Raw genomic sequence first — 21,234 nt, forward strand, 5'->3', positions numbered from 1 at the left:
TTATTTCACTTCGTAATAAAAGACTTGATCTCCCATATCTGTTTTGACTTTGAGCATATCGCGATTGGCATCTGTGCGAGAATCGTAAGGTCCGATGAGGTATTTTGTGCCGCTTTGTGCGCCATAGACGCGATAGCTATAATTATTGAGTTTGTTGAGAAACTCTTTGTTTGGCGTGTTTTCAAACGATCCCACTTGTATGTAGTGCCCTTTTTGTGCCACTTGCCCGTTTTTGCTCTTATCCATAGGTGGTGTGGATTGGGGGCGTGGGCTATCTGCTGTTGGCTTGGGAGTGGATTGGGTTTGAGCTACTGCTTGGGTGGGCTGTGTGGGCTGAGTAGTGGGCTGGGCATTTTGGATTGTAGGCTGTGGTGCTTGAGTAGGTTTAGTCTGTGGCGTTGGTTGTGTAGGAGATGCTACGGGTGCTGGGGTAGATTCTGACTTTGGGGCTTGTGTGGGCTTGGTAGGTTGGGTGGGTTTGGCTGCCGGAGTAGGCTTAGATACGGGCTGTGGTTGGGTTGGTTGGGCTATTACAGGGGTGCTCGGGGCAGTATTTTGCGCGGCTGTGTTTGATTGCGATGCTGCCTCAAGGATAGGGGTTTGGGGAGATTGCGCGATAGCGTCTTTAGATTCTAGAGATTGTGCGTTTTGATCTTGAATCCTCTTGACAATCTGCGCAAATCGATCGTTATCTGCTGTGTTGGCTGTCTGCACTGGCTCAAACTCCACATTTTCTGTGTTTGTGGCATTTGGTTGGGGTTGTGGCTGCAAGCCATTTTCTTGGGCGACTTGCTGGGCTTGTGGCTTATCCTCTGTGCCACTCATCGCAATCGCTGAAACCAATAAGATAATCAAAAGCACTGCTGCTGCCACCACAAGGAGCATAATCTTTTTGCTGCGATCTTGGTATTGTGCTCTGTCGTCAATCAAAATATCATTAAACTCTCTTTTGTCTTCCATCGTATCTTCCTTTCGCAATGTGTCTTTTGCAAATCGTAAAATTGCTACATATATTTAGACCAAGAAGCTCCGCGCTCCTTAGCAAAAACTCCATAAGGTAGCGTGAGGATATTAAAATTTGGCGGTAGATCGTCGTTTGGGAATACGCGCCACTCCACTGGGCAGACTTGAGAGAGTTTCATAGAGAGTGTGCGCGCCAATCTCTTGCCCTCTCCAAGCTCTGTGTGCCCTTTGTGGATATACAAATGCAAATGCCCGGGAGTTTTAGTCGTATAAGCTGTGAAGTTGATAAAGCCCTCATCTCGTAACAATAACTGCGCTCTATGATAGAATCTATCGGTGTTGCGCCCGTTGTAGTCAAAGACGATATTTTCTACTTTTTTATCCTTGAGGATTAGGGAATGCGCGATGATAATCTCTTTGTTCCAATGCTTGCGTATAATCGTGGAGCTCAGTATAGAATCTACTTTTTGGAATTTATCGTATAGGATTCTGCCGGAATGGACGACTTTTTGTCCTATGCCATTTTGTTTTTGGTAATAATGTGAGGTATCCATCTTGATAAGCTTCAAATCCATCTCTGTCATCGCGCTACCTCACCTCAGCCTTGTCATAGATAACAAAGCCCTTGCTAAATTCCTTGATTTCTTCAAAAACCTTGGCTTGTAAAGAAGTGTTAGAGATATCGTCCAAAACATCGGCGATTTTTGAGCCGATGTATGCGAACTCTTTTTCTTTCATACCCCTTGCAGTCAATGCAGGTGAGCCTATGCGCACACCACTTGTTACAAATGGCGAGCGTTTCTCGCCGGGGACGGTATTTTTATTGACTGTGATTCCGGCATTGCCTAGTGCCAAATCCGCATCTTTGCCGCTAAACTCTCTATCAAGGAAACTCATCAAAATCAAGTGATTGTCACTCCCCCCACTCACGAGCTTATAGCCCCGCTCGATCAAAACCTGCGCTAGGGTTTTGATATTGAGCTTAACCTGCTTGGCGTAGTCTTTCCACTCGGGTTTTAGATTCTCTAAAAATCCTGCGGCTTTGCCTGCAATCACGTGCATTAGAGGCCCACCCTGCAGTGCAGGGAACACCGCCTTATTGATTTTTTGAGCCAATTCCTCATCGTTTGTCATTATCATACCGCCTCTTGGACCGCGCAATGTTTTGTGTGTGGTTGTCGTAACGATATGGCAATGCGGGAATGGATTGGGATATTCTCCTGCTACGACTAGCCCTGCCACGTGCGCGATATCACCCATTAGGATCGCTCCCACGCTATCTGCGATTTCTCTGAATCTCCTAAAATCCAGCTCCCTAGTGTAGGCAGAAAATCCGCATACGATCATTTTGGGCTGCACGACTTTGGCATATTCTGCCACCTTGTCGTAATTGATATACCCATCAAGCTCCACACCATAAAAAAAGCTCTGATACAGCTGCCCGCTCACGCTCACTTTTGCTCCGTGAGTGAGATGCCCGCCATGGCTTAGATCCATACCCAAGATCTTATCATAAGGCTTGAGCAGCGCTGCATACACCGCGCCATTTGCCTGCGAGCCAGAATGCGGCTGGACATTAGCATACGCGCAGCCAAAGAGCTTTTTAGCCCGCTCAATCGCTAGATTCTCAATCTCATCGACAATCTCACATCCACCATAATACCGCTTCCCGGGATAGCCCTCGGCGTATTTGTTAGTGAGGATACTCCCCATCGCCTCCATCACACTCGGGAATGTAAAATTCTCACTCGCAATCATCTCTAAATGCGTATTTTGGCGCGCTAATTCTTTATTAATAAGCGAAAATAACTCTGAATCTTTCTCTAAATCATAACCCATTGTCTGCTCCATTTAAGAATCTCCCTTGTCTGCTAGTAGTATATCATAATTTGCCTTAGAAGGCTTAAGCGCGGGGAATAAAATCACATCTTTGATACTTCTTCGGTTGGTAAGTAACATCACTAAGCGATCGATCCCTATGCCCTCGCCTGCAGTGGGCGGCATACCATAGCCAAGTGCCCACACAAAATCCTCGTCCATATACTGCGCTTCCTCATCGCCCGCATTTTTTTGGCGCACTTGCTCCTCAAAGCGTTCCTTTTGATCGATGGGATCGTTGAGCTCATTAAATCCATTGGCGATTTCCTTGCCCCCGATAAAGAGCTCAAATCGTTCGGCTATATCGCTCTCGCTCTCGCTCCTGCGCGCTAATGGGCTAAGCTCCACGGGGTAGCGCGTGATAAAGGTTGGATTGATGAGCTTTGGCTCTACAAACTCGCTAAATGCCTCATCAAGCAGCTTGCCATAGCTTAGTCCCTTATCGATTTTCACACCATTTGTGCGCAAAAACGCCTCTAATCTCGCGCCATCAGAGACAATTTCAGAATCTATCTCCCCAATTTGGCTTAGGGATTCTCTATAACCAATCTCGCGCCATTGACTAAAGTCGATTTCCTGCTCTCCCCAAGGAAGTTTTTGGGCGAGCTCAAGCCTTTCAAACAAAAACGCAAAAAGCTCCTTTGTAAGTGCCATCAGATCTTCAAAAGTGTGATACGCCCAATAAAACTCAATACTGCTAAATTCTGGATTGTGTGTCGCGTCTATGCCCTCATTGCGGAAGTTGCGATTGATCTCATAAATCGCCTCAAACCCTCCAACAATAAGGCGTTTGAGATAGAGCTCTGGAGCGATACGCAGATACCGCTCCACGCCTAGCGCGTTATGATGCGTGATGAATGGCTTGGCATTTGCGCCACCGGGAATAGGGTGCAGCATAGGCGTCTCCACCTCCAAAAATCCCTTAGAATCAAAAAAATCACGAATGCACGCGATAATCTTACTGCGCAAAACAAACGCTTCTTTGACTTCTTCATTGACGATGAGATCTACATAGCGCTGGCGATAGCGCAACTCCACATCGCTCAAGCCGTGGAATTTCTCCGGTAGCGGCACGATTGCCTTACTGAGAATCTCAAAGCCAAGCGCGTGGATACTCAGTTCCCCGGTTTTGGTGACAAAGGCAAAGCCACGCACACTCACGATATCCCCAACTTCAAGGACTTTCTTAACTTCCTCAAAGCGTTCCCCTAGCTCATTTTTGCTCACATAAGCTTGCAGTATTGCGCTCTGATCTTGGATTTTGATAAAGCACGCCTTGCCCATAAGGCGCATAAATCGCACGCGCCCTACAATTGTTTCTTGTGTCTCCTGTGTCGCTCGCATCTCTTGGCTCTGCGTGTCTTTAGCATTTGGCTCGCTCTCGCACAAAAAACTATATTTTTGTAAAAAATCTCGATTGTTTATGGTGCGCCTTGCGTTTGTTTTGTATGGATTGCTCCCCATTTCTCGCAAAAGCGCGGATTTTTTTAGTCGCTGCTGGATATAAAAATTCGAAAACATCCCGCTCCTTATCGCTTTGATTTCGTCGTGTTATAGAATCTAGCGTTATAGAATCTACTCGCTAGGTTTTAAGGACTGCAAGCTCTCCAAAGCCTCCTGTCCTTTTTGTAATCCCTCCCCCAAAGCCTCGGTGGTTTTTACTATATCTTGATCCCTAGCAATATCGCTAAGAGATTTTGTCGTTTCATTCACGACTTTAAGATTCATTATGGTAGTTGCAAAACTTTTCATTATAGGATACACAAAGCTCTCACGCTCCATTTTTTGTGCAAAACTTTGCAGAAACGAAACCTGCGCCACACCAAATGCCACAATCGCCACAAACACAAAGGATTTACAGAATCCAAAAATAAGCCCCAAGGACTTATCAAGGCGTTCGATGATGGTATTGTGCAGGCGTCTAGTGATAATCTCGCTCACAAAAATCGCTAGTAGCCACACCACGCTAAGCACGATTACAAAAGCTAGAATATTATTAACCTGTGGAGAAAAATTATAAACATATGTCCCAAAAATATTGCCTGAATGCTCATTAAAGCGCGCAGCTAGGAAGATACCCAACAACAACCCCACCAAGCTCCCAAAGCTCCGCACAAACCCTTGATAAATGCTCTTAGCACCCAAAAGCACAACCAAGACTAGCAAACACACATCAATATAGCTTATATGCTCCATACTGCAAATCCCCTAGTCAAAACAATCAAAAGGCGATTGTATCCCACTTTGTCTAAAAATCAGATTATGAGCCTTTTATTAATAAGCGCGAGGGCGTGCCTCATTGACACGCAAAGTGCGTCCTTCAAAGTCTTTGTTATCAAGTGCCTCTATTGCCTTTAGTGCGGCGTCATCTTCCATTTCTACAAAGCCAAAGCCCTTAGGTCTGCCGCTCTCTCTGTCGTTGATAAGCTTGACAGAAAATACCTCGCCAAATTGTGAAAAAAGCTCCTGCACACTTTCTTTTGTCGCTGAATACACGAGATTGCCCACATAAATTGTCTTCACCATAACTCCTTTTTTCCTGCACTTTAAGGCTGTCTCACCAAAAGGAGTTCCATACTGCTTTTACTGCAACAAGCTAAAGTAGAGGTTTTGCCCAATTCTATCCTTATAAACTTAAATCCAAACTGAAATTTTGCATTTTAGAGCCCATTAGAGCCTACTCGTTGCGCAATACACTCAATGCCTGCACCCTAGAAGCCTTGCGCGCAGGGTAATATGAGGAGAAGCACACGATGAGGCTCGCCCCCACAATCGTTAATGTAAAATCCACCAAAGACAGATCCAGCGGCAGTTTGCTCGTGCCATACACATCAGCAGGTAGCGAAATAATGGGAAAGGTATCTAGCACAAAAAGCACGATGAAATTTAGCACCACACCAAAGACAATCCCACTCCCCCCCACGAGCATTCCTAGCCAAAAAAATGTCTGCTCAATCTCCTTTTTGCTCACGCCCAGAGAGAGCATCAGCGCGATTTCTTTGCGCCTAGTCATCACCACCATTAAAAGCGAACTAATGATATTTAAGCTTGCCATAAGGATAATGAGCAGCAGCACGATAAAGAGCGCGCGCTTTTCTAGCTCCATCGCGGAGAAAAAATTGCCATTTTGCTCCCACCAGCCTTCCACTCCCACTCTATGGGGAAATCGCTCTTGCAAAAACGCCTTTAGTGATACGATATCTTTAAACGGATTGGGCGCGAAAATATGTATCCCATCATACAAGCCAGAATCTAGCCTGCGAATCTTTTGCAGCGCGCTTAGGTGCGTGTATGTGTAGGCTTCATTATATGCCTTAAGCCCCGAGTCAAACACCCCCGCTATATCAAACCTCTTGCTTATAGGTGCGAGTCCCAGCGCACTTGGCTCCACACGCGTGAAGTAAAATCCTAGCTTATCCCCCACATCGACAAAATACCGCGCCTGCACCTCTTTGCCCACAAGCACGGCAAATTCTTGGGATTTAAACTCCTGCAAGCGCACAGAATCTAGCGTGCCATCTTCTCTCATAAACGCCTTGCGCACGACTTCATTAAGCTGCAATTCAGAATCTATATCCACACCTATCATAATCGCAGCATTCATATCGTTCCCGGCGCGACTTAGGGCGTTATACCGCAGATACGGGCTAAAGACAAACTGCGGGAATCGCTCCCTTAAGCCCTGCAAAATCTCCTCATCCACCCCCTGATAAGTGATAGAATACACGCTTAGGGGATAATTCATCACAAAGAGCTTGCGCTCAAATTCCTTTGTCATACCATTCATAATCGCCATCGCCACGCACAGCACCATCACGCCAATCCCCACGCCCAAAAACGCCAAAATCGCCGTGATACTGATAAAGGGCTGCGTCCTATCAAAACGCAGGTATTTGGGGAGCAAAAACACTACGAGTTTGCGCATTATGCCAAAAGCCCCTTTTTGGGTCCGCTTTTGCCGTGGCAGAGCTTGTATTTTTTGCCACTTCCGCACGGGCAAGGATCATTACGCGCGATCTTTGCTTGTTTTTTGGGCTGCTCGCTTATGTCTTTATTAAAGCTCACATTTTCTTGACTAAGCTCGTGTAGCACCTTATCGGCAAATTCCTCTACTTGCTCTTGTGGCTTTAGGCGGATAATTTGCAGGGTTTTAGTCGTCTCGATTTTTAGATTCTCTACAAACTCCAAAAACAAGTTGTAGCTTTCTTTTTTATACTCCACAAGCGGATCTTTTTGGTTGTAGCCGCGCAGTCCAATACCGGTTTTGAGATTATCCATCATATGGAGATGCTCGCGCCACGCGTTATCAAGGACTTGCAGATAGATGATGCGCTCGATCTCATTGCGTTGCACAGAATCTAGCACAGACATTTTCTCATCATACGCCTTGCTTGTTTGGGCTAATAAACTCTCATAAAGCTCCTGATACTCGAGGTTTTCTAACTCCTTTGGCTTAAAGCCCAAGTCCTCGCGCACCACCGCCACAAGGCTACTGGTATCAAACTCTGCACCCACTTCTTGTGGCATAATCCCCGCCTTTTGTAGCAAAAATTCTATGGTAGATTCACGATTAGTGAGAATCTTTTCACTCATATCATACTCGGGATTTAGCAAATCATCGCGTAGCTTGTAGATCGCCTTGCGTTGCTCGTTTGCCACATCATCGTATTCTAGCAAATGCTTGCGGGATTCAAAATGCAGGCTCTCAACTTTCTTTTGGGCATTTTCCACTGATCGTGTTACGAGGCTAGATTCTATATGTTCGCCATCTTTGAGCCCCAAACGCTCCATAATGCCCTTTAGCTTATCGCTGCCAAAAATCCGCAGCAAAGAATCTTCTAAGCTCAAATAAAACTGACTAACGCCCGGATCGCCCTGCCGCCCAGCCCTGCCGCGCAGCTGATTGTCAATGCGCCTGCTCTCGTGTCGCTCTGTCCCGATGATATAGAGCCCACCTAGCGCGCGCACTTCATCATCGATTTTGATATCCACACCCCGCCCCGCCATATTGGTAGCGATGGTTACTGCACCCTTTTTGCCAGCGTCCTTGATGATTTCAGCCTCTTTGGCGTGCTGCTTGGCATTGAGCACGGTGTGAGGGATACGACTTTTTTTCAAAAGTTCGTGGAGTAGCTCGCTGCGCTCGATACTCGCTGTGCCTACAAGCACGGGCTGCCCTCGCTTATAAAGCTCGGTAATTTTAGCAATCACAGCTTCAAACTTCTCTCTCTCGCTTTTGTAGATGAGATCGTTGAGATCCTTGCGCTGCACGGGGAGATTTGTGGGGATGGAGACTACATCGAGGTTGTAGATTTGTAAAAACTCACTCGCCTCTGTCTGCGCCGTGCCCGTCATACCCGCAAGCTTCTCATAGAGTCTAAAGTAATTTTGGAAGGTAATATCAGCAAGCGTTTGGGATTCTTCTTTGATATCCACCATTTCTTTTGCTTCAATCGCCTGATGGAGCCCCTCGCTAAATCGCCGCCCCTCACTCAGTCGCCCCGTAAATTCATCGACTATCACCACTTCGCCCTCACGCACGACATAATCCTTGTCTTTGACAAAGAGATAATTCGCCTTTAGGGCTTGATCTAAGTGGTGGGAGAGTGCGGCGTTTTCGATACTATAGAGATTATCTACTTTGAAGAGATTCTCGGCGTTTTTTATCCCCTCTTCTGTGAGCAAAATCACGCGATTTTTTTCATCGATACTAAAGTCAGAATCTTTTTTGAGCTTCTGTGCTACGGAGTTAGCGAGCTGATAATTTTCCATCGTGCGATTAAGTGGGGCAGAGATGATGAGCGGTGTGCGCGCCTCATCAATGAGGATAGAATCCACCTCATCAACGATGGCAAAAAAGTGGTGTTTTTGCACCTTTTGGGCTAAGTCGTATTTCATATTATCGCGCAGGTAGTCAAAGCCAAATTCGTTGTTTGTCCCATAGACGATATTTGCGCCATAAGATTCTATCTTTTTGTCATCATCGCGCAAATCCGAGGTGATAATCCCTACGCTCAAACCCAAAAAATTATACAATGGCTCTAGCTCGCTGCCATCACGTCTAGCGAGATAGTCATTAACCGTGATCACATGCACGCTCTTGCCGCTTAGTGCATTGAGACACGCCGCAAGCGTGGCTACGAGCGTCTTGCCCTCACCTGTTTTCATCTCGGCAATCCGCCCATTATGCAGCGCCATACCGCCGATGAGCTGCACATCAAAATGCCGCATACCAAGCACCCTTTTGCTCGCCTCGCGCGTGATTGCAAAGCTCTCGCACAATACAGAATCTAAACTCTTGCCCTCTTGCTGCACGGCATTTTTGAGCGATTCAAACTCGGCTTTGAGCGCGTCATCACTAAGCTCGGCATAGCGGGATTCTAGAGCGTTGATAGCCCGCACTTTGCTTTGATAGGCTTTGAGCATTTTTGTGTTTTTTGAACCCAAAATTTTTTCAATAATTTTGCGTATCATAAGTTGTGTCCTTTGGGGTTTAAATCTTTAAGCGGTGGAACTTCGGGCGGGATTTTAGCACACAATCTCTGTGTTTTGGCTTTAAGGAATGGGTGCTTGGAGGATTGTTACTTTTGAGGCAGATGAGTAATTTGTGCGGGAGAAAATGGCTCTTTTTGCTTGCACTTCTCGCTCAAGTCAAAGCGGGTAGTCATTGCATAAATTTGGCATTTTGGGGATTTCCACTTCCTGCAAGGTAGCCCTACACCCCCGCACTTGCCAAACTCTCCAAGCACCACCGCAACGACTATTTTGTGGAGCAATGGCAATATGACACAATCCGACAAGGCGAGGTAAGACTAAGCGCAGAATCTAAAGAAAATACAGAATCTAGCGACCACCAAACGCCACGAGCTTAAAGCCCTAGCTCTCCCCCATCATACGCTTAATAAGCCTTAGTGCCTTGGCACTTTTTGTGTTGCTCGAGGCGTTATAGAGCATATTTGTCATCTCCTCAAACATCTCTTGTGCGTTGATGGGATTTTGATCTGGAGCTAGCTTTTTATACTCGCCATTGCTTTGGAGCTCGTGGGCTTGGAGATTGTCTTTAAGCTGCAGAGTAACGATCTCAAGGAGCTTGTGGGCGATCTTTTCACTCACGGCGGGTGTGAGGATCTCTATCCTGCGCTCGAGATTGCGCGGCATAATGTCGGCTGAAGCGAAATAAATGGGCGTTGGCGCGTTTTTGAAATAATAGATTCTGGCGTGCTCTAGGTATTTGCCCACGATAGAAATCACGCGGATATTCTCACTCACACCTTTAACTCCCGGTCTCAAGCAGCAAACCCCCCGCACAATGAGATCGATCTTAACCCCCGCCTGCGAGGCTTTATACAGCGCGCGGATGATATCCACATCCACAAACGCATTGGCTTTCATAATGATGCGCCCTTGCTCGCCTTTTTGGCGTTCGTTGTCAATGAGGTGCAAAAGCTCGGTTTTTATCTGTGTGGGCGCGATTTTTAGCTTGTTTAGCTCGGTTTTGTAAGCATTGCCCGTGGAGAGCGCGTGGAAGAGCTTGAGCGCGTCGTTGGCGATCTCTTTGTCGCTTGTGAGCAGCGAGAGATCGGTGTAGATTTTGGCGGTGCCGGGGTTGTAGTTGCCCGTGCTCAGATGGACATATTCTTTGAGTGCGTTATTGACGCGCTTTATCACAAGGGCGATTTTTGCATGGACTTTGAGCCCGGGGATACCATAGATGACATGCGCGCCAGCAGATTCTAGGCGCTTTGCCCAATGCAGGTTATTCTCCTCATCAAAGCGCGCCTTGAGCTCTACGAGCGCGGTTACTTGCTTGTTGTTTTCGGCTGCCTCGATGAGGGCTTGGACGATGGGCGAGTTTTTGCCCACGCGATAAAGCGTCATACGGATACTCACGACATCGGGATCCTTTGCCGCACTTTGGATAAAGCTCACCACAGAATCAAAGCTCTCATATGGATGAAAAAGCAGCGCATCATCGCTATGCAAAGTCGTGAAAAGATCGCCATTACTCTCTAGCGGGGGCAGAATCTTGGGATTAATCGGAGGCAGCGTGAGATGGGCAAAATCCTTGCTCCCCACGATCTGCCACAAGCCGCTAAGATTCAAAAGATAAGTCGTTTTATACATATAAATATCTTGTGAATCCACCTTGACATTGGCATTGACAAATCCCACCAAATCCACATCATTATCGCCGATCTCTAGTCGCACGATCTCGCCCTTGCGCCGCGTCTTTATCCCCTCGCTCATAATCTGGAAAAAGTCATCAGCCTCTTCCTCCTCTATCTCCATATCCGCATTGCGCGTAACCCTAAAAGGCGTGTAGCTCACAATCTCATAATCGTCAAAAAACTCTTGGGCAAACTCCCCCACGATATCCTCTATGGGCACAAACACTCCGCTTTGAATCTCAAAAAACCTCGGTAGGATTCTAGGGATTCTGATAATCCCATAGCGAAACGCCTCATCGTGAGATTTGAACTTTAGAGCAATGGCAAAGGAGAGGTTATTGAGATGTGGGAATGGGTGCGTAGAATCCACAAGCACAGGCACGATAACGGGATAGAGCTGGGTGATAAAATATTTTTTTAGAATCTTCTTATCCTCCACGCCAAGCTCTTTGACTTGCTTTATATGGAGATTTTCTTTTGCAAGGGCGTTTTTAATCGTGTGGAAGATTTTTTCTAGGCTATTTTGCTCGGTGTGGAGGTATTTGCGGATACTGCTTAGCTGCTGGAGGGGCGTGAGCTTATCAGCCGCAGTCTCGGTGATACCGCTTGCATACAGGCGTTTTAGCCCCGCGACGCGTATCATATAAAACTCATCGAGATTGGTGCCATAAATCGCGACAAATTTTAGCTGCTCCAAAAGCGGCATACGCGCATTTGTCGCCTCATTGAGCACGCGCGTATTAAACCGAAGCCACGACAACTCGCGATTAAAATACATTTTGCTATCTTGGATTGTCATTTGCCCCTCCTTATTTAGGGTAAGATGGTATTTATTGTAGCCAAAATTTTATCATTTTTATCGCAAGTTTGCGTGGCAAACTTGCGTATCGCTCACGAGGAGTGAATCCCCGCTCGCTCCGCTAACGCGAGCATACACAGAATCTAAATGCGAGATTCTGTGGATTCTTGGTGTGAGCCGTGTCAGGAACGCGGTTTGGGCTAGCACCTTCTCTATAAAGCCACCCTTACTTCATATGCGCCGATTCTCTGAATCTAGCGGAATAAACGCGCCCTAAGGGGCAAAAATTCTTGCTTTTTATGACTTTTGTGCTATCATTGCGCGCTTTCATCGCTTGCGATGATGAACTTTTTGTAAATTAAGGAGTGTATGATGAAAAAGTTGCTTTTGGCACTAGGACTAAGCGCTGGTTTGCTCTCAGCAGTGGAGTTTGCGGGCTTTGAGGTAAGCCCCGAGATTGGCGGAAGCGTGGGCAAAGTCGTATCAAGCGAGTGGGATAGCTACAAGCCGATGAATTATGGCGCATACGCACGCGTGTGGCTTGGGGCATTTGGCTGGGTGGTGGCTCCACAAGTCAAATGGGATCACTACAGCGAGGCAAGCAGCATAGGCTCATACTCCAACACGCAATTTGGTGCCTCACTTGGGCATAATTTTGGGCTTGTCGTTTTGCGCCTCACGCCATATGTCGGGGTAAATCGCTCAACCTTTAGTCAAACTTTTGCTGATACGACTTCTTATAACGCCGGTATCAAGCTAAAGCCAATGCTCCTCCCTCTAGCAGTGAGCTTGCAATACACTTATCAAAATCCTGATTTTGTGGGCACAAGCACAAGTTTTGCGATGCACAATGTGCAGCTTATGCTAGGTTTGCATTTTTAGGGCTGCTTTGTTACAATGCCCCCAAAAACTTCGGGGGCGTTTATGCGATACTTCCACGACACACACGATCTCATCAGTTACCTCAAGGCACACAATGCCCTGCGTATCATCGATACGCCGCTAGATATTTATCTCGAGATTCCACACCTTGCGTATTTAGAGGTTAAAAAGCCAGATTCTAAAGCCCTACTTTTTACTCACCCAATTGATAAAAAGGCTAACAAACACTTTGAAATTCCCGTGCTGATGAATGTCTTTGGCTCACGCACCTTGCTAGATCTCATCGTGCAAAAAGATCCAAATGCAATAGCGCGCCATATCGCAGCATTGCTCAAATTCACGCCACCAAAGGGCATTGCCCAAATAGTGCAAAAAGCAAAGGAGCTCTTTGCCCTGCGCCATATTTTCCCCCAAAAATCCTCCCACACACCGCCATTCCAAGAAGTGATACAAAAAGAAATCAATCTCTATGAGCTCCCTATCCTCACTACTTGGGAGCACGATGGTGGGGCGTTTATCACGATGGGGCAAGTCTATACCCAAAGCCTTGATGGCAAGAAAAAAAATCTCGGTATGTATCGCCTGCAAGTGTATGACAAAAACCATCTGGGCTTGCATTGGCAGATTCACAAAGATTCTCATCATTTTTTTCACGAATACAAAAAGGCAGGGCAGAAAATGCCCGTGAGTATCGCCCTAGGTGGCGATCCGCTCTATATTTGGTGCGGGCAAGCCCCGCTTCCTATGGGAATGTATGAGCTTATGCTCTATGGCTTTATCCGAGGCAGGCGCGCGAGGGTTGGCAAATGCCTCACAAACGATTTGTATGTGCCCTATGATGTGGATATCGTGATTGAGGGTTGGGTGGATACGAGCGTGATGCGCGATGAGGGACCATTTGGCGATCACACGGGATTTTATACGCCTATAGAATCTTACCCCGTGCTTGAAGTGAGTGCCATCACGATGAGAAAATCCCCCATCTTCCCTGCCACCGTCGTGGGCAAGCCGCCGCTTGAGGACAAATATATGGGCTATCTCACCGAGCGCATTTTTTTGCCCTTATTGCAGAGCACTACGCACGGCTTAGTGGATTATCATATGCCAGAAAATGGCGTTTTCCACAATCTCATCTTTGCCAAATTCGCCCCCCAATACCCAGCCCACGCTACCCAGCTCCTGCACGCGTTTTGGGGCGTGGGGCAGATGAGCTTTGTCAAGCACGCGATTTTTGTCGATGAGGACGCCCCGGATTTGGAGGATTATGAGGCGTTTGGGAGCTATGTGCTCAATCGCTTTAGCGTGGATTCTATGATCATCAGTGAAGGGGTGTGCGATGCGCTCGATCACGCGAGCCCAAACTTCGCACGAGGTGGCAAGCTAGGCGTGCAGGCTATGGGGCAGGAGGTGGAGAGCACACTTGAGCATTTAGAGGATTTAGAGCTTTGTGCGCGCTTGCAGGGGCTTTTGCCTTGTGTGAGGGGAGCAAAGCAGTATTTTGCCCATACGCGCAATCCTCTGTGCGTGCTAGGCGTGCAAAAGGAATCTAGCAGCCTAAAGGAGAGCGTGAGCGCAATCTCTCTAGGCGCACTCGCACAGAATCTGCGTATCGTGTTTTTGGTAGATGCTGCCAAAAATGACTTACAAAATCCCTATATGCTCGTGTGGCGGATAACAAACAACATCGATGCTAAGCGCGATATTTGGGTGCAAGAAGGCGTGGTGTTTGTCGATGCGAGCGACAAAAGCGGGGTAGATGGCTACCACAGAGAGTGGCCCAAAGAAACCGATTGTAGCAAGGAAGTCCTGCAAACCCTGCGCGATAAGGGCTTGCTAGAGGGCATAGATTCAGAGTTTTTGAGGCGTTTTCAAATTTGCGGCGAGTGCTAGATCGCCATACGCACAGATTCTGCGAGCAAGCCTCCATCGTGCGAGGGGACAAAAAACTGCACGCCCAAATCGCGCGCTTTTAGCATAAAATCAGAATCTTTGTGCTCGGGCATAAGGAGGATAAACTCGATTTTGGCGTCTTTTTTGGTTGCCCTAAATTTGCGGATAAAATCCAGCGCGCTCACATTTTCATTACGCCAATCCATCACGACAATATCGTATTTGTTCGCGCACAGCTCGTTAAATGCGGGGATCATCTTTTGTTCGGTAGCGATTGAGATACAAGAATCCACCTTCTCAATAATCTGCTTGTCTCGGTGCAAGTCCGCGTTAGATTCACGGATGATGAGGATATTGCGCTTACTCACTTCCTCAAGGTAGCGCAGGAGGTTAAAGAGCTCCTTGCTACGGGGCGAGAGCTTGCTTTTGTCAAGTCCGCGTAGAAAATAATGCAAAAAAGTCTTAGAGCTATATCCGCCCTCAATCCCTGCATCGCGGAAAAACCGCTTGACTACCTCGCTCCGCTTCGCCCGATGCCACAAAAAAGAATCCAAATCATAAGCCTTGGTATCAAGCAAAGTGATAAAATGCTCCTTTATCTCCTGCTTCATAGGTGTGAAAGCCTCGGCAAACTCTTGGAGATGCTTTTGCCTAAAGTCCTTTAAACGCTCGGTGGTTTTTACCAAAAGCTCTTTTTGCACCGCGATGAAATTCACCAAATCCACATACCGCTTGCGCATAGCCTTGACATCTTTTTCTAGCTCATGAAAATCCTTGGAGTGCTTGTTGCTCGAGTTTTTGAGCGCGAACTCGGATTCTTCAAGCTCTTTGCCTAGTGGGCGCACTTGGGCTTGGGCGTTATTGAGCGAGGATTGTGTCATCTCGATGAGATTTTGGGCTTTGAGATAGGCACTTTGGCGATTGAGGAAAATCTTTTCAAAAGAATATTCAAGCGAGTATCCCGTCTTTTTGACATAGTTTTCAAACTCCTTGTAGAGCCCTAAAATCTCTTGGCGCAGTTTTTTAAGCGCGGGATTAGCAAGCGTGCCATCCATCTCGCACAAATCGTTATAAGCAGTGAGGATAAATCGCTGCGAGCGCAAAAAATCAAGCCGTGGGTGATTGTCCATAAAATCTTTATAATTTTGCAAAATCGTGTTTTCACGCTCAAAAAACTCCGTGATACACTCCTCTGCGGATTTGGTTACGGGGATTGCGTTGGGATCTATGGGCTTTGGCTTGGGGCGGATTTTTATGACTTGTGCCTTCTCTACATCAAACTCAATCTCGGCTTTTGGCAGGAGTTCATTTGCCTTACCCTCCCATAGATTTAAGTCAAAGAGATATTGTCGCTTATTGACTGCCTGCTCGATTTTGCCCTGATTTGCCGCGGTGTCGATCTCTAAAAGTATGCCTTGCAACATAGACTAGCCACCCATCACGCTAGATCCGCTAGTGCGCCCGCTGCTAGAATTGTTGCCAAAAAACCCGCTACGCCCGCTATTGCCTTTCATCGCGCTACCTGTGGTGCTTTTGTTTGCAAAGCTATTTTTGCTTCTTTCATAGGCTTGTGGGGATTTGTAGTTGCGCTGTGCGTTGGCTTGGTAGTTGGGATTGTTAAAAAGCTTATTGCCGATGTAGCTCCCTAGGATCGCTCCGGCTGCAGATGCGAGGATCGCGCCACCAAGCCCGAGTCCTCCGGCATTAGGATTAGTGAGCTCGCTTGTGCCCGCATCGATCTTGCGCTCCTCTTGGGCGATGAGCTGTGAAACCTCCTCATCACTGAGCATACGCTCCTGCCCATTGAGTTGTTTGAGGAGCACGCGTGTGGTGTCGCTTGGGTATTCTTCTAGGATTTTATAGCTCCCATCTTGCTGCTCCTCGATGACTACAAACGCGCCATTTTTTTGTGCGTTTTGCAAAATCGTAGAATCTTGCGCACTAGAGCTCTCGCACCCTTGCATTGCCAACGCCACTGCCACACCAATCCCACCAACCATCGCATAATCTTTGATTTTGCCAAGCTTCATTCTTGCTCCCCTCACTTTATAGAATCTGTTTCCATTATATTTTCTTTCATTCTTAAAAGTCAATAGCTTATCAAACTTGATTGCATAATACTAAAGTTTTGTGATATAATATCACTAAATTTTAGCAGCGAATTATTAATTATAAGGAGTTTTGTGATGGCAAAGAGTTTATACCAAACCTTAGAAATACCAGAGAATGCGAGTGCAGATGAGATCAAAAAAGCCTACAGAAAGCTTGCGCGCAAATACCACCCAGACATCAACAAAGATCCGGGCGCGGAGGATAAGTTTAAAGAAATCAATGCCGCCTATGAAGTGCTAAGCGATGAGAGCAAAAAAGCCCAATACGATAGATTTGGGGATTCTATGTTTGGGGGGCAGAGCTTTCACGACTTTAGAAGCGCGCAGGGCAATATGGACATCAACGACATTTTATCTCATATCTTTGGACAGGGGGGCTTTGGTGCAGGGACTAGTCAAAACTTCAGCAGCTCCTTTGGCGGGGGATTTGGGGGATTTAGTGATTTTGGGGGATTTGGCGGTGGCGTGGATAATGACATCAGAGATTCTATCACGATCCCTTTTGAGAGTGCCTTGCTTGGCGGGAGCTACCACTACAATGGCAAAAGCGGGGAGTTTAATATCAAAATCCCAGCCGGAATCCGCGACAATGAGACAATCCGCCTCAAAGGCAAGGGCGCACAAACGCGCTATGGCGTGGGGGATTTGCTCCTCAAAGTCAGAGTCGCGCCAAACCCAGAATACAGCATAGATGGCGATGATTTGCTAAAAGAGATAGAAATCCCGCTCAAAACCGCGCTTTTTGGGGGCAAGATTCAGATTAGCACCTTGCAAAAAGACATCACCCTAACCATTCCCCAAAACACCAAAAATGGACAAAAATTCCGCATCAAAGAGCTTGGATTAAAAAACCGCAAAACCCAACACACGGGCAATCTCTACCTATGCGTAAAAGTCCTATTGCCCAAAGTAGAGGATTTGAGCCCCGAGCTTAAAAGTATGCTACAAGCCCAACTTGCAGACTAGGAGGCATTATGTATAGCTATGATGAACCCGTATATCTCATTAGCGTGGTGGCAAAGATTCTAGAGATTCACCCACAGACTTTGCGTCAATACGAAAAAGAAGGGCTAATCGCCCCCGGGCGCACTGATGGCAAGATGCGTCTGTATTCCCAGCGCGATATTGATAAGATAAAAACCATTCTACGCCTTACGCGCGATTTGGGTGTGAATCTAGCGGGCGTGGATATTATCCTGCGTCTTAAAGAACGCCTTGATGAGCTTGATAGTATCATTGAAGAATTGCGTGAAAATACCAAAACCCCCTCCCAAAAAGAGCTCAAAGAAAGCTCCTATGAGATTATTTTGTTTAAAAAGTAGAATCTATGAAAAACCTCGCTAATGCCCTGCGCCCTAAGAATCTCGATGAGTTTATCGGGCAGGAGCACATCATTGGCAAAACCACAGCCCTTTATCACAATATCCTTGCTAAAACTCCGCCCCATTGCATTTTTTATGGACCGCCCGGGTGCGGCAAAACCACGCTAGCCAAGCTCATCTGTGAAATGCTCCAATACGAGATAGGCTATTTTAACGCCACGGCTTTTAAGCTCGATTCTCTCAAAGCCTTTTTGGCGCAATATGAAAATTCATTATACAAATGCGCGGTGTTTATCGATGAGATTCATCGCCTCAATAAAACCCAACAAGAGTTTTTGCTCCCCATTATGGAGGAAGGCAGGGTGCTCGTGCTAGGGGCTAGCACGACCAATCCCTTTTACACACTCACTAACGCCATCCGCTCACGCTGCTTTTTGTTTGAGTTCAAGCCCCTCACGCGCGCCAATCTCCAAAAGCTCTTAGATAGGGCGTTAGAGCTCTATCCTTGTGCGCTAGATTCACAAAGCTATGAGTATCTTATAGAATCTAGCGGGGGCGATGCGCGCGCTATGCTCAATCTCCTCGATGCGGTGCTAGATATAGAATCTGTGAGCCTAGAAACCCTCAAAGCCCTGCGCCCATTTAGCCTAAATGATGGCAGCAGCGAAGAGGATACGCATTATAATCTCGCCTCGGCACTCATCAAATCCATACGCGGAAGCGATGTCAATGCGAGTATCTACTATCTCGCGCGACTTGTGGCGGGCGGGGAAAATCCCGAGTTTATCGCGCGTCGCCTCGTGATACTCGCAAGTGAGGATATCGGCAACGCCAACCCCAACGCGCTCAATCTCGCCACCTCTACAATGCAAGCAGTGAGCAAGATCGGCTATCCAGAATCCCGCATTATCCTCGCCCAATGCGTCATCTACCTCGCCTCCTGCCCCAAATCCAACACGGCGTATAAAGCCATAGATGCCGCGCTAGATTCTATCGCTAAAGGCAATCTTTTGCCCATCGCGCCAAATATCCTCCCTACTAGCAAGGACTACCTCTACCCGCACGATTTTGGCGGCTATGTCGCCCAAGAGTATCTCACTAAGCCCCAAAGCTTTGTGAAGCGCACGGATAAGGGCTTTGAAAAAACGCTCAATGAGTGGCTTGATAAGATTCACGCCATCGCACCTAATGCACCCACCACGCCACACCAAGACAACGCACAATCACACAAAGACAAATGAAAAAGCGTATCCAAATCCTGCTAGCCTGCCTACTTTTCACGCAGATTCTACTCTTTGGCGAGGAAGTGGAGGAAGAAGCCATCTACAAGGAGCAAAAAATCGGCTGGCAAGTGGATCTTAAGCGCATTTCACTAAACTTCTCCTCCACCACCCTGCGCAATCAGGACTTATATAGCGTGTCTGCGGATACGCGCTTGCAAGGGGATTCTCAAATCGTCGCACAGGGCTATCTCAATCTCAATATGGATTATTACTCCTCAAACTTCGTGATTTTTAACTCACTCTTAGCAGAATACGGACAAACGATCATTTTCCCCAAAAATGCCCCAAGCGTGAGCAACAAAAACCTCGATCGCATTATTCTTAGCTCGGATTACACACAGAGAATCTGGGAGTTTGATGAGTTTTTGGGCATACCAAGATTGTATTTTGAGCTAGGTCCTTATAGCAAAGTCTCCTATCAGACGGAGTTTGTGGCGTCAAATGAGTTTGGCAGGCGTCAGATCGTGCGCGCAAACCTCGGCGTGAAGCTCTTTAGCGGTATGGTGCTCAAAGACTTCGCGCTCACGATATTTGGAGAAAAGGACTTCAACCCCAATATCAGCGCACAGAGCCTAGGACTAGAGCTAGGGCTAGCGTTTGAGAAGCGATTTAAGCACGGGGGCAAACTCTACTATATGATGAGTGCGCGCGATTATCTCTATAATGTCAGCTCCAATGCTTATGATCCTAAATACTACCTCGAGCTTGAAGTGCGCTACGATCTCAATTTGTATAAAAAGCTTAGTATCGCGCCGTTTTTAAAGCTCTATATGCTGCAGGGCAAATATTTTGATCGTAGTGGGAGCAACATTATGACAGGGCTTGTGTTCTCCTTTGGGCAGGTGCTACGCGAGGCGCCATTTGAGATTGTCGCAAAAGATAAATAAATTCAGGTATAATGCGCGCATTTTCACATCTTTTTAAGGACTGATATGCGCCTAAGCCAAGCGATAGGATTTTTAGAATCTAAGCAGATTCACACCACACATTATCACAAGGGCGAGGACTTTACCTTAAGCGGTATCGCACCGCTAGAATCCGCCTCCCCCACACACATAAGCTACATCGATCAAGACAAATACATCACAAAACTTGCAGATTCTAAAGCCGGAGCAGTGCTCGTGCGAGAGGGCTTTGTGCAAAAATTTCAAAATAGCGCGCCCCAAACGATGCAGATTCTAGAAGTGCCAAATCCCCACCTTGCCTTTGCCTATCTCTCAAGCTGCTTTGCTAAGCCCGAGTTTGCTAACCCTATGCACAATTACGCCCATACCTATGAGCCAAGTGTCAAAATCGCGCCAAATGTTTTCATCGGAGCAAATGTGCGTATCGGCGCGCGTAGCGAGATTTTGCCCGGTGTGGTGATTAGCGATAATGTCGAGATTGGCGAGGATTGCGTGGTATTTCCCAATGTCGTGATTTACCGCGATACGCGTATCGGAGATAGAGTGAGAATCCACGCTGGGAGCGTGATAGGCAGCGATGGCTTTGGCTATGCGCACACTGCTAGTGGCGAGCATATCAAAATCGAGCACAATGGGCGCGTGGTGCTAGAAAATGATGTCGAGATAGGAGCAAACAACACCATCGATAGGGCAGTCTTTGGCGAGACGATCATTAGAGAAGGGGCTAAAATCGATAATCTCGTGCAAATCGGGCATAACTGCGAGGTGGGCGCACATAGCCTGCTCGTCTCGCAAGTGGGCTTAGCAGGATCGACTACCACAGGGCGCAATGTCGTAATGGGCGGGCAGGCAGGCACGGGGGGGCATATCCATATCGGCGATTTTGTGCAGGTGGCAGGACGCGGCGCAGTGGGCAAAACCCTCCCGCCCAACACAAAATGGGGCGGGCACCCGCTAATGGAGCTTGATGAGTGGATGAAGTTTTATGTCTCATTACGCCGATTTGTAAAATCTCACAAAGCTAAGGAGTAGG

The 21,234-nt window shown here is 47.1% G+C and carries 18 protein-coding genes and 1 pseudogene; 7 read left to right on the forward strand and 12 right to left on the reverse strand.

Annotated elements, in window-relative coordinates; genetic code table 11:
• The 10 genes and pseudogenes from ACH2BK_RS05410 to ACH2BK_RS05455 form a co-directional block, all read right to left on the reverse strand.
• A complete protein-coding gene (locus ACH2BK_RS05410) occupies window positions 1–960 on the reverse strand; it encodes an SPOR domain-containing protein (protein ID WP_395002420.1) in 960 nt (319 codons plus the stop codon).
• 44 nt (window positions 961–1,004) lie between these two features.
• Complete coding sequence (locus tag ACH2BK_RS05415; protein ID WP_394996492.1) at window positions 1,005–1,547, reverse strand: DUF1882 domain-containing protein; 543 nt, start codon at window positions 1,545–1,547, stop codon at window positions 1,005–1,007.
• Between the two features lie 4 nt (window positions 1,548–1,551).
• Window positions 1,552–2,802, reverse strand: coding sequence for a serine hydroxymethyltransferase (locus tag ACH2BK_RS05420; RefSeq protein ID WP_395002422.1), 1,251 nt, complete (start codon window positions 2,800–2,802; stop codon window positions 1,552–1,554).
• 12 nt (window positions 2,803–2,814) lie between these two features.
• A complete protein-coding gene (gene lysS, locus ACH2BK_RS05425; RefSeq protein ID WP_394996486.1) occupies window positions 2,815–4,362 on the reverse strand; it encodes a lysine--tRNA ligase in 1,548 nt (515 codons plus the stop codon).
• A gap of 54 nt (window positions 4,363–4,416) precedes the next feature.
• Window positions 4,417–5,037: a CvpA family protein gene (locus tag ACH2BK_RS05430; protein WP_394996483.1), complete on the reverse strand. Its 621-nt coding sequence runs from the start codon at window positions 5,035–5,037 to the stop codon at window positions 4,417–4,419.
• Between the two features lie 78 nt (window positions 5,038–5,115).
• Window positions 5,116–5,364, reverse strand: coding sequence for an RNA recognition motif domain-containing protein (locus ACH2BK_RS05435; protein ID WP_394996675.1), 249 nt, complete (start codon window positions 5,362–5,364; stop codon window positions 5,116–5,118).
• 154 nt (window positions 5,365–5,518) lie between these two features.
• Window positions 5,519–6,766, reverse strand: coding sequence for an ABC transporter permease (locus tag ACH2BK_RS05440; RefSeq protein WP_394996481.1), 1,248 nt, complete (start codon window positions 6,764–6,766; stop codon window positions 5,519–5,521).
• Window positions 6,766–9,315 (reverse strand): preprotein translocase subunit SecA, encoded by a 2,550-nt coding sequence (secA, locus tag ACH2BK_RS05445; RefSeq protein WP_395002425.1) that lies wholly within the window; start codon window positions 9,313–9,315, stop codon window positions 6,766–6,768. Before secA ends, ACH2BK_RS05440 begins: the two co-directional genes overlap by 1 nt.
• Before the next feature lie 402 nt (window positions 9,316–9,717).
• A pseudogene (locus ACH2BK_RS05450) lies at window positions 9,718–11,811 on the reverse strand (RNA degradosome polyphosphate kinase); the annotation flags it as partial.
• Window positions 11,812–11,865: 54 nt separating this feature from the next.
• The gene (locus tag ACH2BK_RS05455; protein WP_394996473.1) at window positions 11,866–12,015 is read right to left on the reverse strand and encodes a hypothetical protein; all 150 of its coding nucleotides are present in this window, start codon (window positions 12,013–12,015) and stop codon (window positions 11,866–11,868) included.
• Between the two features lie 165 nt (window positions 12,016–12,180).
• On the opposite strand from ACH2BK_RS05455, the gene ACH2BK_RS05460 reads away from it, so the two are divergent.
• Entirely contained in the window at window positions 12,181–12,690 is a 510-nt protein-coding gene (locus tag ACH2BK_RS05460) for a hypothetical protein (protein ID WP_395002427.1), read from the forward strand.
• Between the two features lie 15 nt (window positions 12,691–12,705).
• On the forward strand, window positions 12,706–14,580 hold the full coding sequence (locus ACH2BK_RS05465; RefSeq protein ID WP_395002429.1) for a menaquinone biosynthesis decarboxylase: 1,875 nt from the start codon (window positions 12,706–12,708) through the stop codon (window positions 14,578–14,580).
• Here the strand turns inward: ACH2BK_RS05465 and ACH2BK_RS05470 are convergent.
• Window positions 14,577–16,004 (reverse strand): hypothetical protein, encoded by a 1,428-nt coding sequence (locus tag ACH2BK_RS05470; protein WP_395002431.1) that lies wholly within the window; start codon window positions 16,002–16,004, stop codon window positions 14,577–14,579. The genes ACH2BK_RS05465 and ACH2BK_RS05470 overlap by 4 nt on opposite strands.
• 3 nt (window positions 16,005–16,007) lie before the next feature.
• Window positions 16,008–16,610 (reverse strand): UPF0323 family lipoprotein, encoded by a 603-nt coding sequence (locus tag ACH2BK_RS05475; RefSeq protein ID WP_395002433.1) that lies wholly within the window; start codon window positions 16,608–16,610, stop codon window positions 16,008–16,010.
• 156 nt (window positions 16,611–16,766) lie between these two features.
• On the opposite strand from ACH2BK_RS05475, the gene ACH2BK_RS05480 reads away from it, so the two are divergent.
• Genes ACH2BK_RS05480 through lpxD form a run of 5 tightly spaced genes read left to right on the forward strand, consistent with a single transcriptional unit; the run spans window position 16,767 to window position 21,233 of the window.
• Complete coding sequence (locus ACH2BK_RS05480) at window positions 16,767–17,657, forward strand: DnaJ C-terminal domain-containing protein (RefSeq protein ID WP_394996458.1); 891 nt, start codon at window positions 16,767–16,769, stop codon at window positions 17,655–17,657.
• Between the two features lie 8 nt (window positions 17,658–17,665).
• On the forward strand, window positions 17,666–18,013 hold the full coding sequence (locus ACH2BK_RS05485; RefSeq protein WP_395002435.1) for a heat shock protein transcriptional repressor HspR: 348 nt from the start codon (window positions 17,666–17,668) through the stop codon (window positions 18,011–18,013).
• A gap of 5 nt (window positions 18,014–18,018) precedes the next feature.
• The gene (locus ACH2BK_RS05490) at window positions 18,019–19,254 is read left to right on the forward strand and encodes a replication-associated recombination protein A (protein ID WP_395002437.1); all 1,236 of its coding nucleotides are present in this window, start codon (window positions 18,019–18,021) and stop codon (window positions 19,252–19,254) included.
• Window positions 19,251–20,183, forward strand: a complete 933-nt coding sequence (locus ACH2BK_RS05495) for a hypothetical protein (RefSeq protein WP_395002439.1) — start codon at window positions 19,251–19,253, stop codon at window positions 20,181–20,183. The genes ACH2BK_RS05490 and ACH2BK_RS05495 overlap by 4 nt, the downstream gene beginning before the upstream one ends.
• Window positions 20,184–20,228: 45 nt before the next feature.
• Window positions 20,229–21,233, forward strand: a complete 1,005-nt coding sequence (gene lpxD / locus ACH2BK_RS05500) for a UDP-3-O-(3-hydroxymyristoyl)glucosamine N-acyltransferase (RefSeq protein WP_395002441.1) — start codon at window positions 20,229–20,231, stop codon at window positions 21,231–21,233.
• The last annotated feature ends 1 nt before the right edge of the window (window position 21,234 follow it).

It is taken from the genome of uncultured Helicobacter sp., from assembly GCF_949282165.1.
Taxonomy (GTDB): Bacteria; Campylobacterota; Campylobacteria; order Campylobacterales; family Helicobacteraceae; genus Helicobacter_F.

Coding starts and splice junctions, on each gene's coding strand:
- ACH2BK_RS05415 (WP_394996492.1), bottom strand. CDS start 1,547: ATGACAGAGATGGATTTGAAGCTTATCAAGATGGATACCTCACATTAT.
- ACH2BK_RS05430 (WP_394996483.1), bottom strand. CDS start 5,037: ATGGAGCATATAAGCTATATTGATGTGTGTTTGCTAGTCTTGGTTGTG.
- ACH2BK_RS05410 (WP_395002420.1), bottom strand. CDS start 960: ATGGAAGACAAAAGAGAGTTTAATGATATTTTGATTGACGACAGAGCA.
- ACH2BK_RS05440 (WP_394996481.1), bottom strand. CDS start 6,766: ATGCGCAAACTCGTAGTGTTTTTGCTCCCCAAATACCTGCGTTTTGAT.
- secA (WP_395002425.1), bottom strand. CDS start 9,315: ATGATACGCAAAATTATTGAAAAAATTTTGGGTTCAAAAAACACAAAA.
- ACH2BK_RS05420 (WP_395002422.1), bottom strand. CDS start 2,802: ATGGGTTATGATTTAGAGAAAGATTCAGAGTTATTTTCGCTTATTAAT.
- ACH2BK_RS05475 (WP_395002433.1), bottom strand. CDS start 16,610: ATGAAGCTTGGCAAAATCAAAGATTATGCGATGGTTGGTGGGATTGGT.
- ACH2BK_RS05465 (WP_395002429.1), top strand. CDS start 12,706: ATGCCCCCAAAAACTTCGGGGGCGTTTATGCGATACTTCCACGACACA.
- ACH2BK_RS05480 (WP_394996458.1), top strand. CDS start 16,767: ATGGCAAAGAGTTTATACCAAACCTTAGAAATACCAGAGAATGCGAGT.
- ACH2BK_RS05490 (WP_395002437.1), top strand. CDS start 18,019: ATGAAAAACCTCGCTAATGCCCTGCGCCCTAAGAATCTCGATGAGTTT.
- lpxD (WP_395002441.1), top strand. CDS start 20,229: ATGCGCCTAAGCCAAGCGATAGGATTTTTAGAATCTAAGCAGATTCAC.
- ACH2BK_RS05495 (WP_395002439.1), top strand. CDS start 19,251: ATGAAAAAGCGTATCCAAATCCTGCTAGCCTGCCTACTTTTCACGCAG.
- ACH2BK_RS05470 (WP_395002431.1), bottom strand. CDS start 16,004: ATGTTGCAAGGCATACTTTTAGAGATCGACACCGCGGCAAATCAGGGC.
- lysS (WP_394996486.1), bottom strand. CDS start 4,362: ATGTTTTCGAATTTTTATATCCAGCAGCGACTAAAAAAATCCGCGCTT.
- ACH2BK_RS05485 (WP_395002435.1), top strand. CDS start 17,666: ATGTATAGCTATGATGAACCCGTATATCTCATTAGCGTGGTGGCAAAG.
- ACH2BK_RS05460 (WP_395002427.1), top strand. CDS start 12,181: ATGAAAAAGTTGCTTTTGGCACTAGGACTAAGCGCTGGTTTGCTCTCA.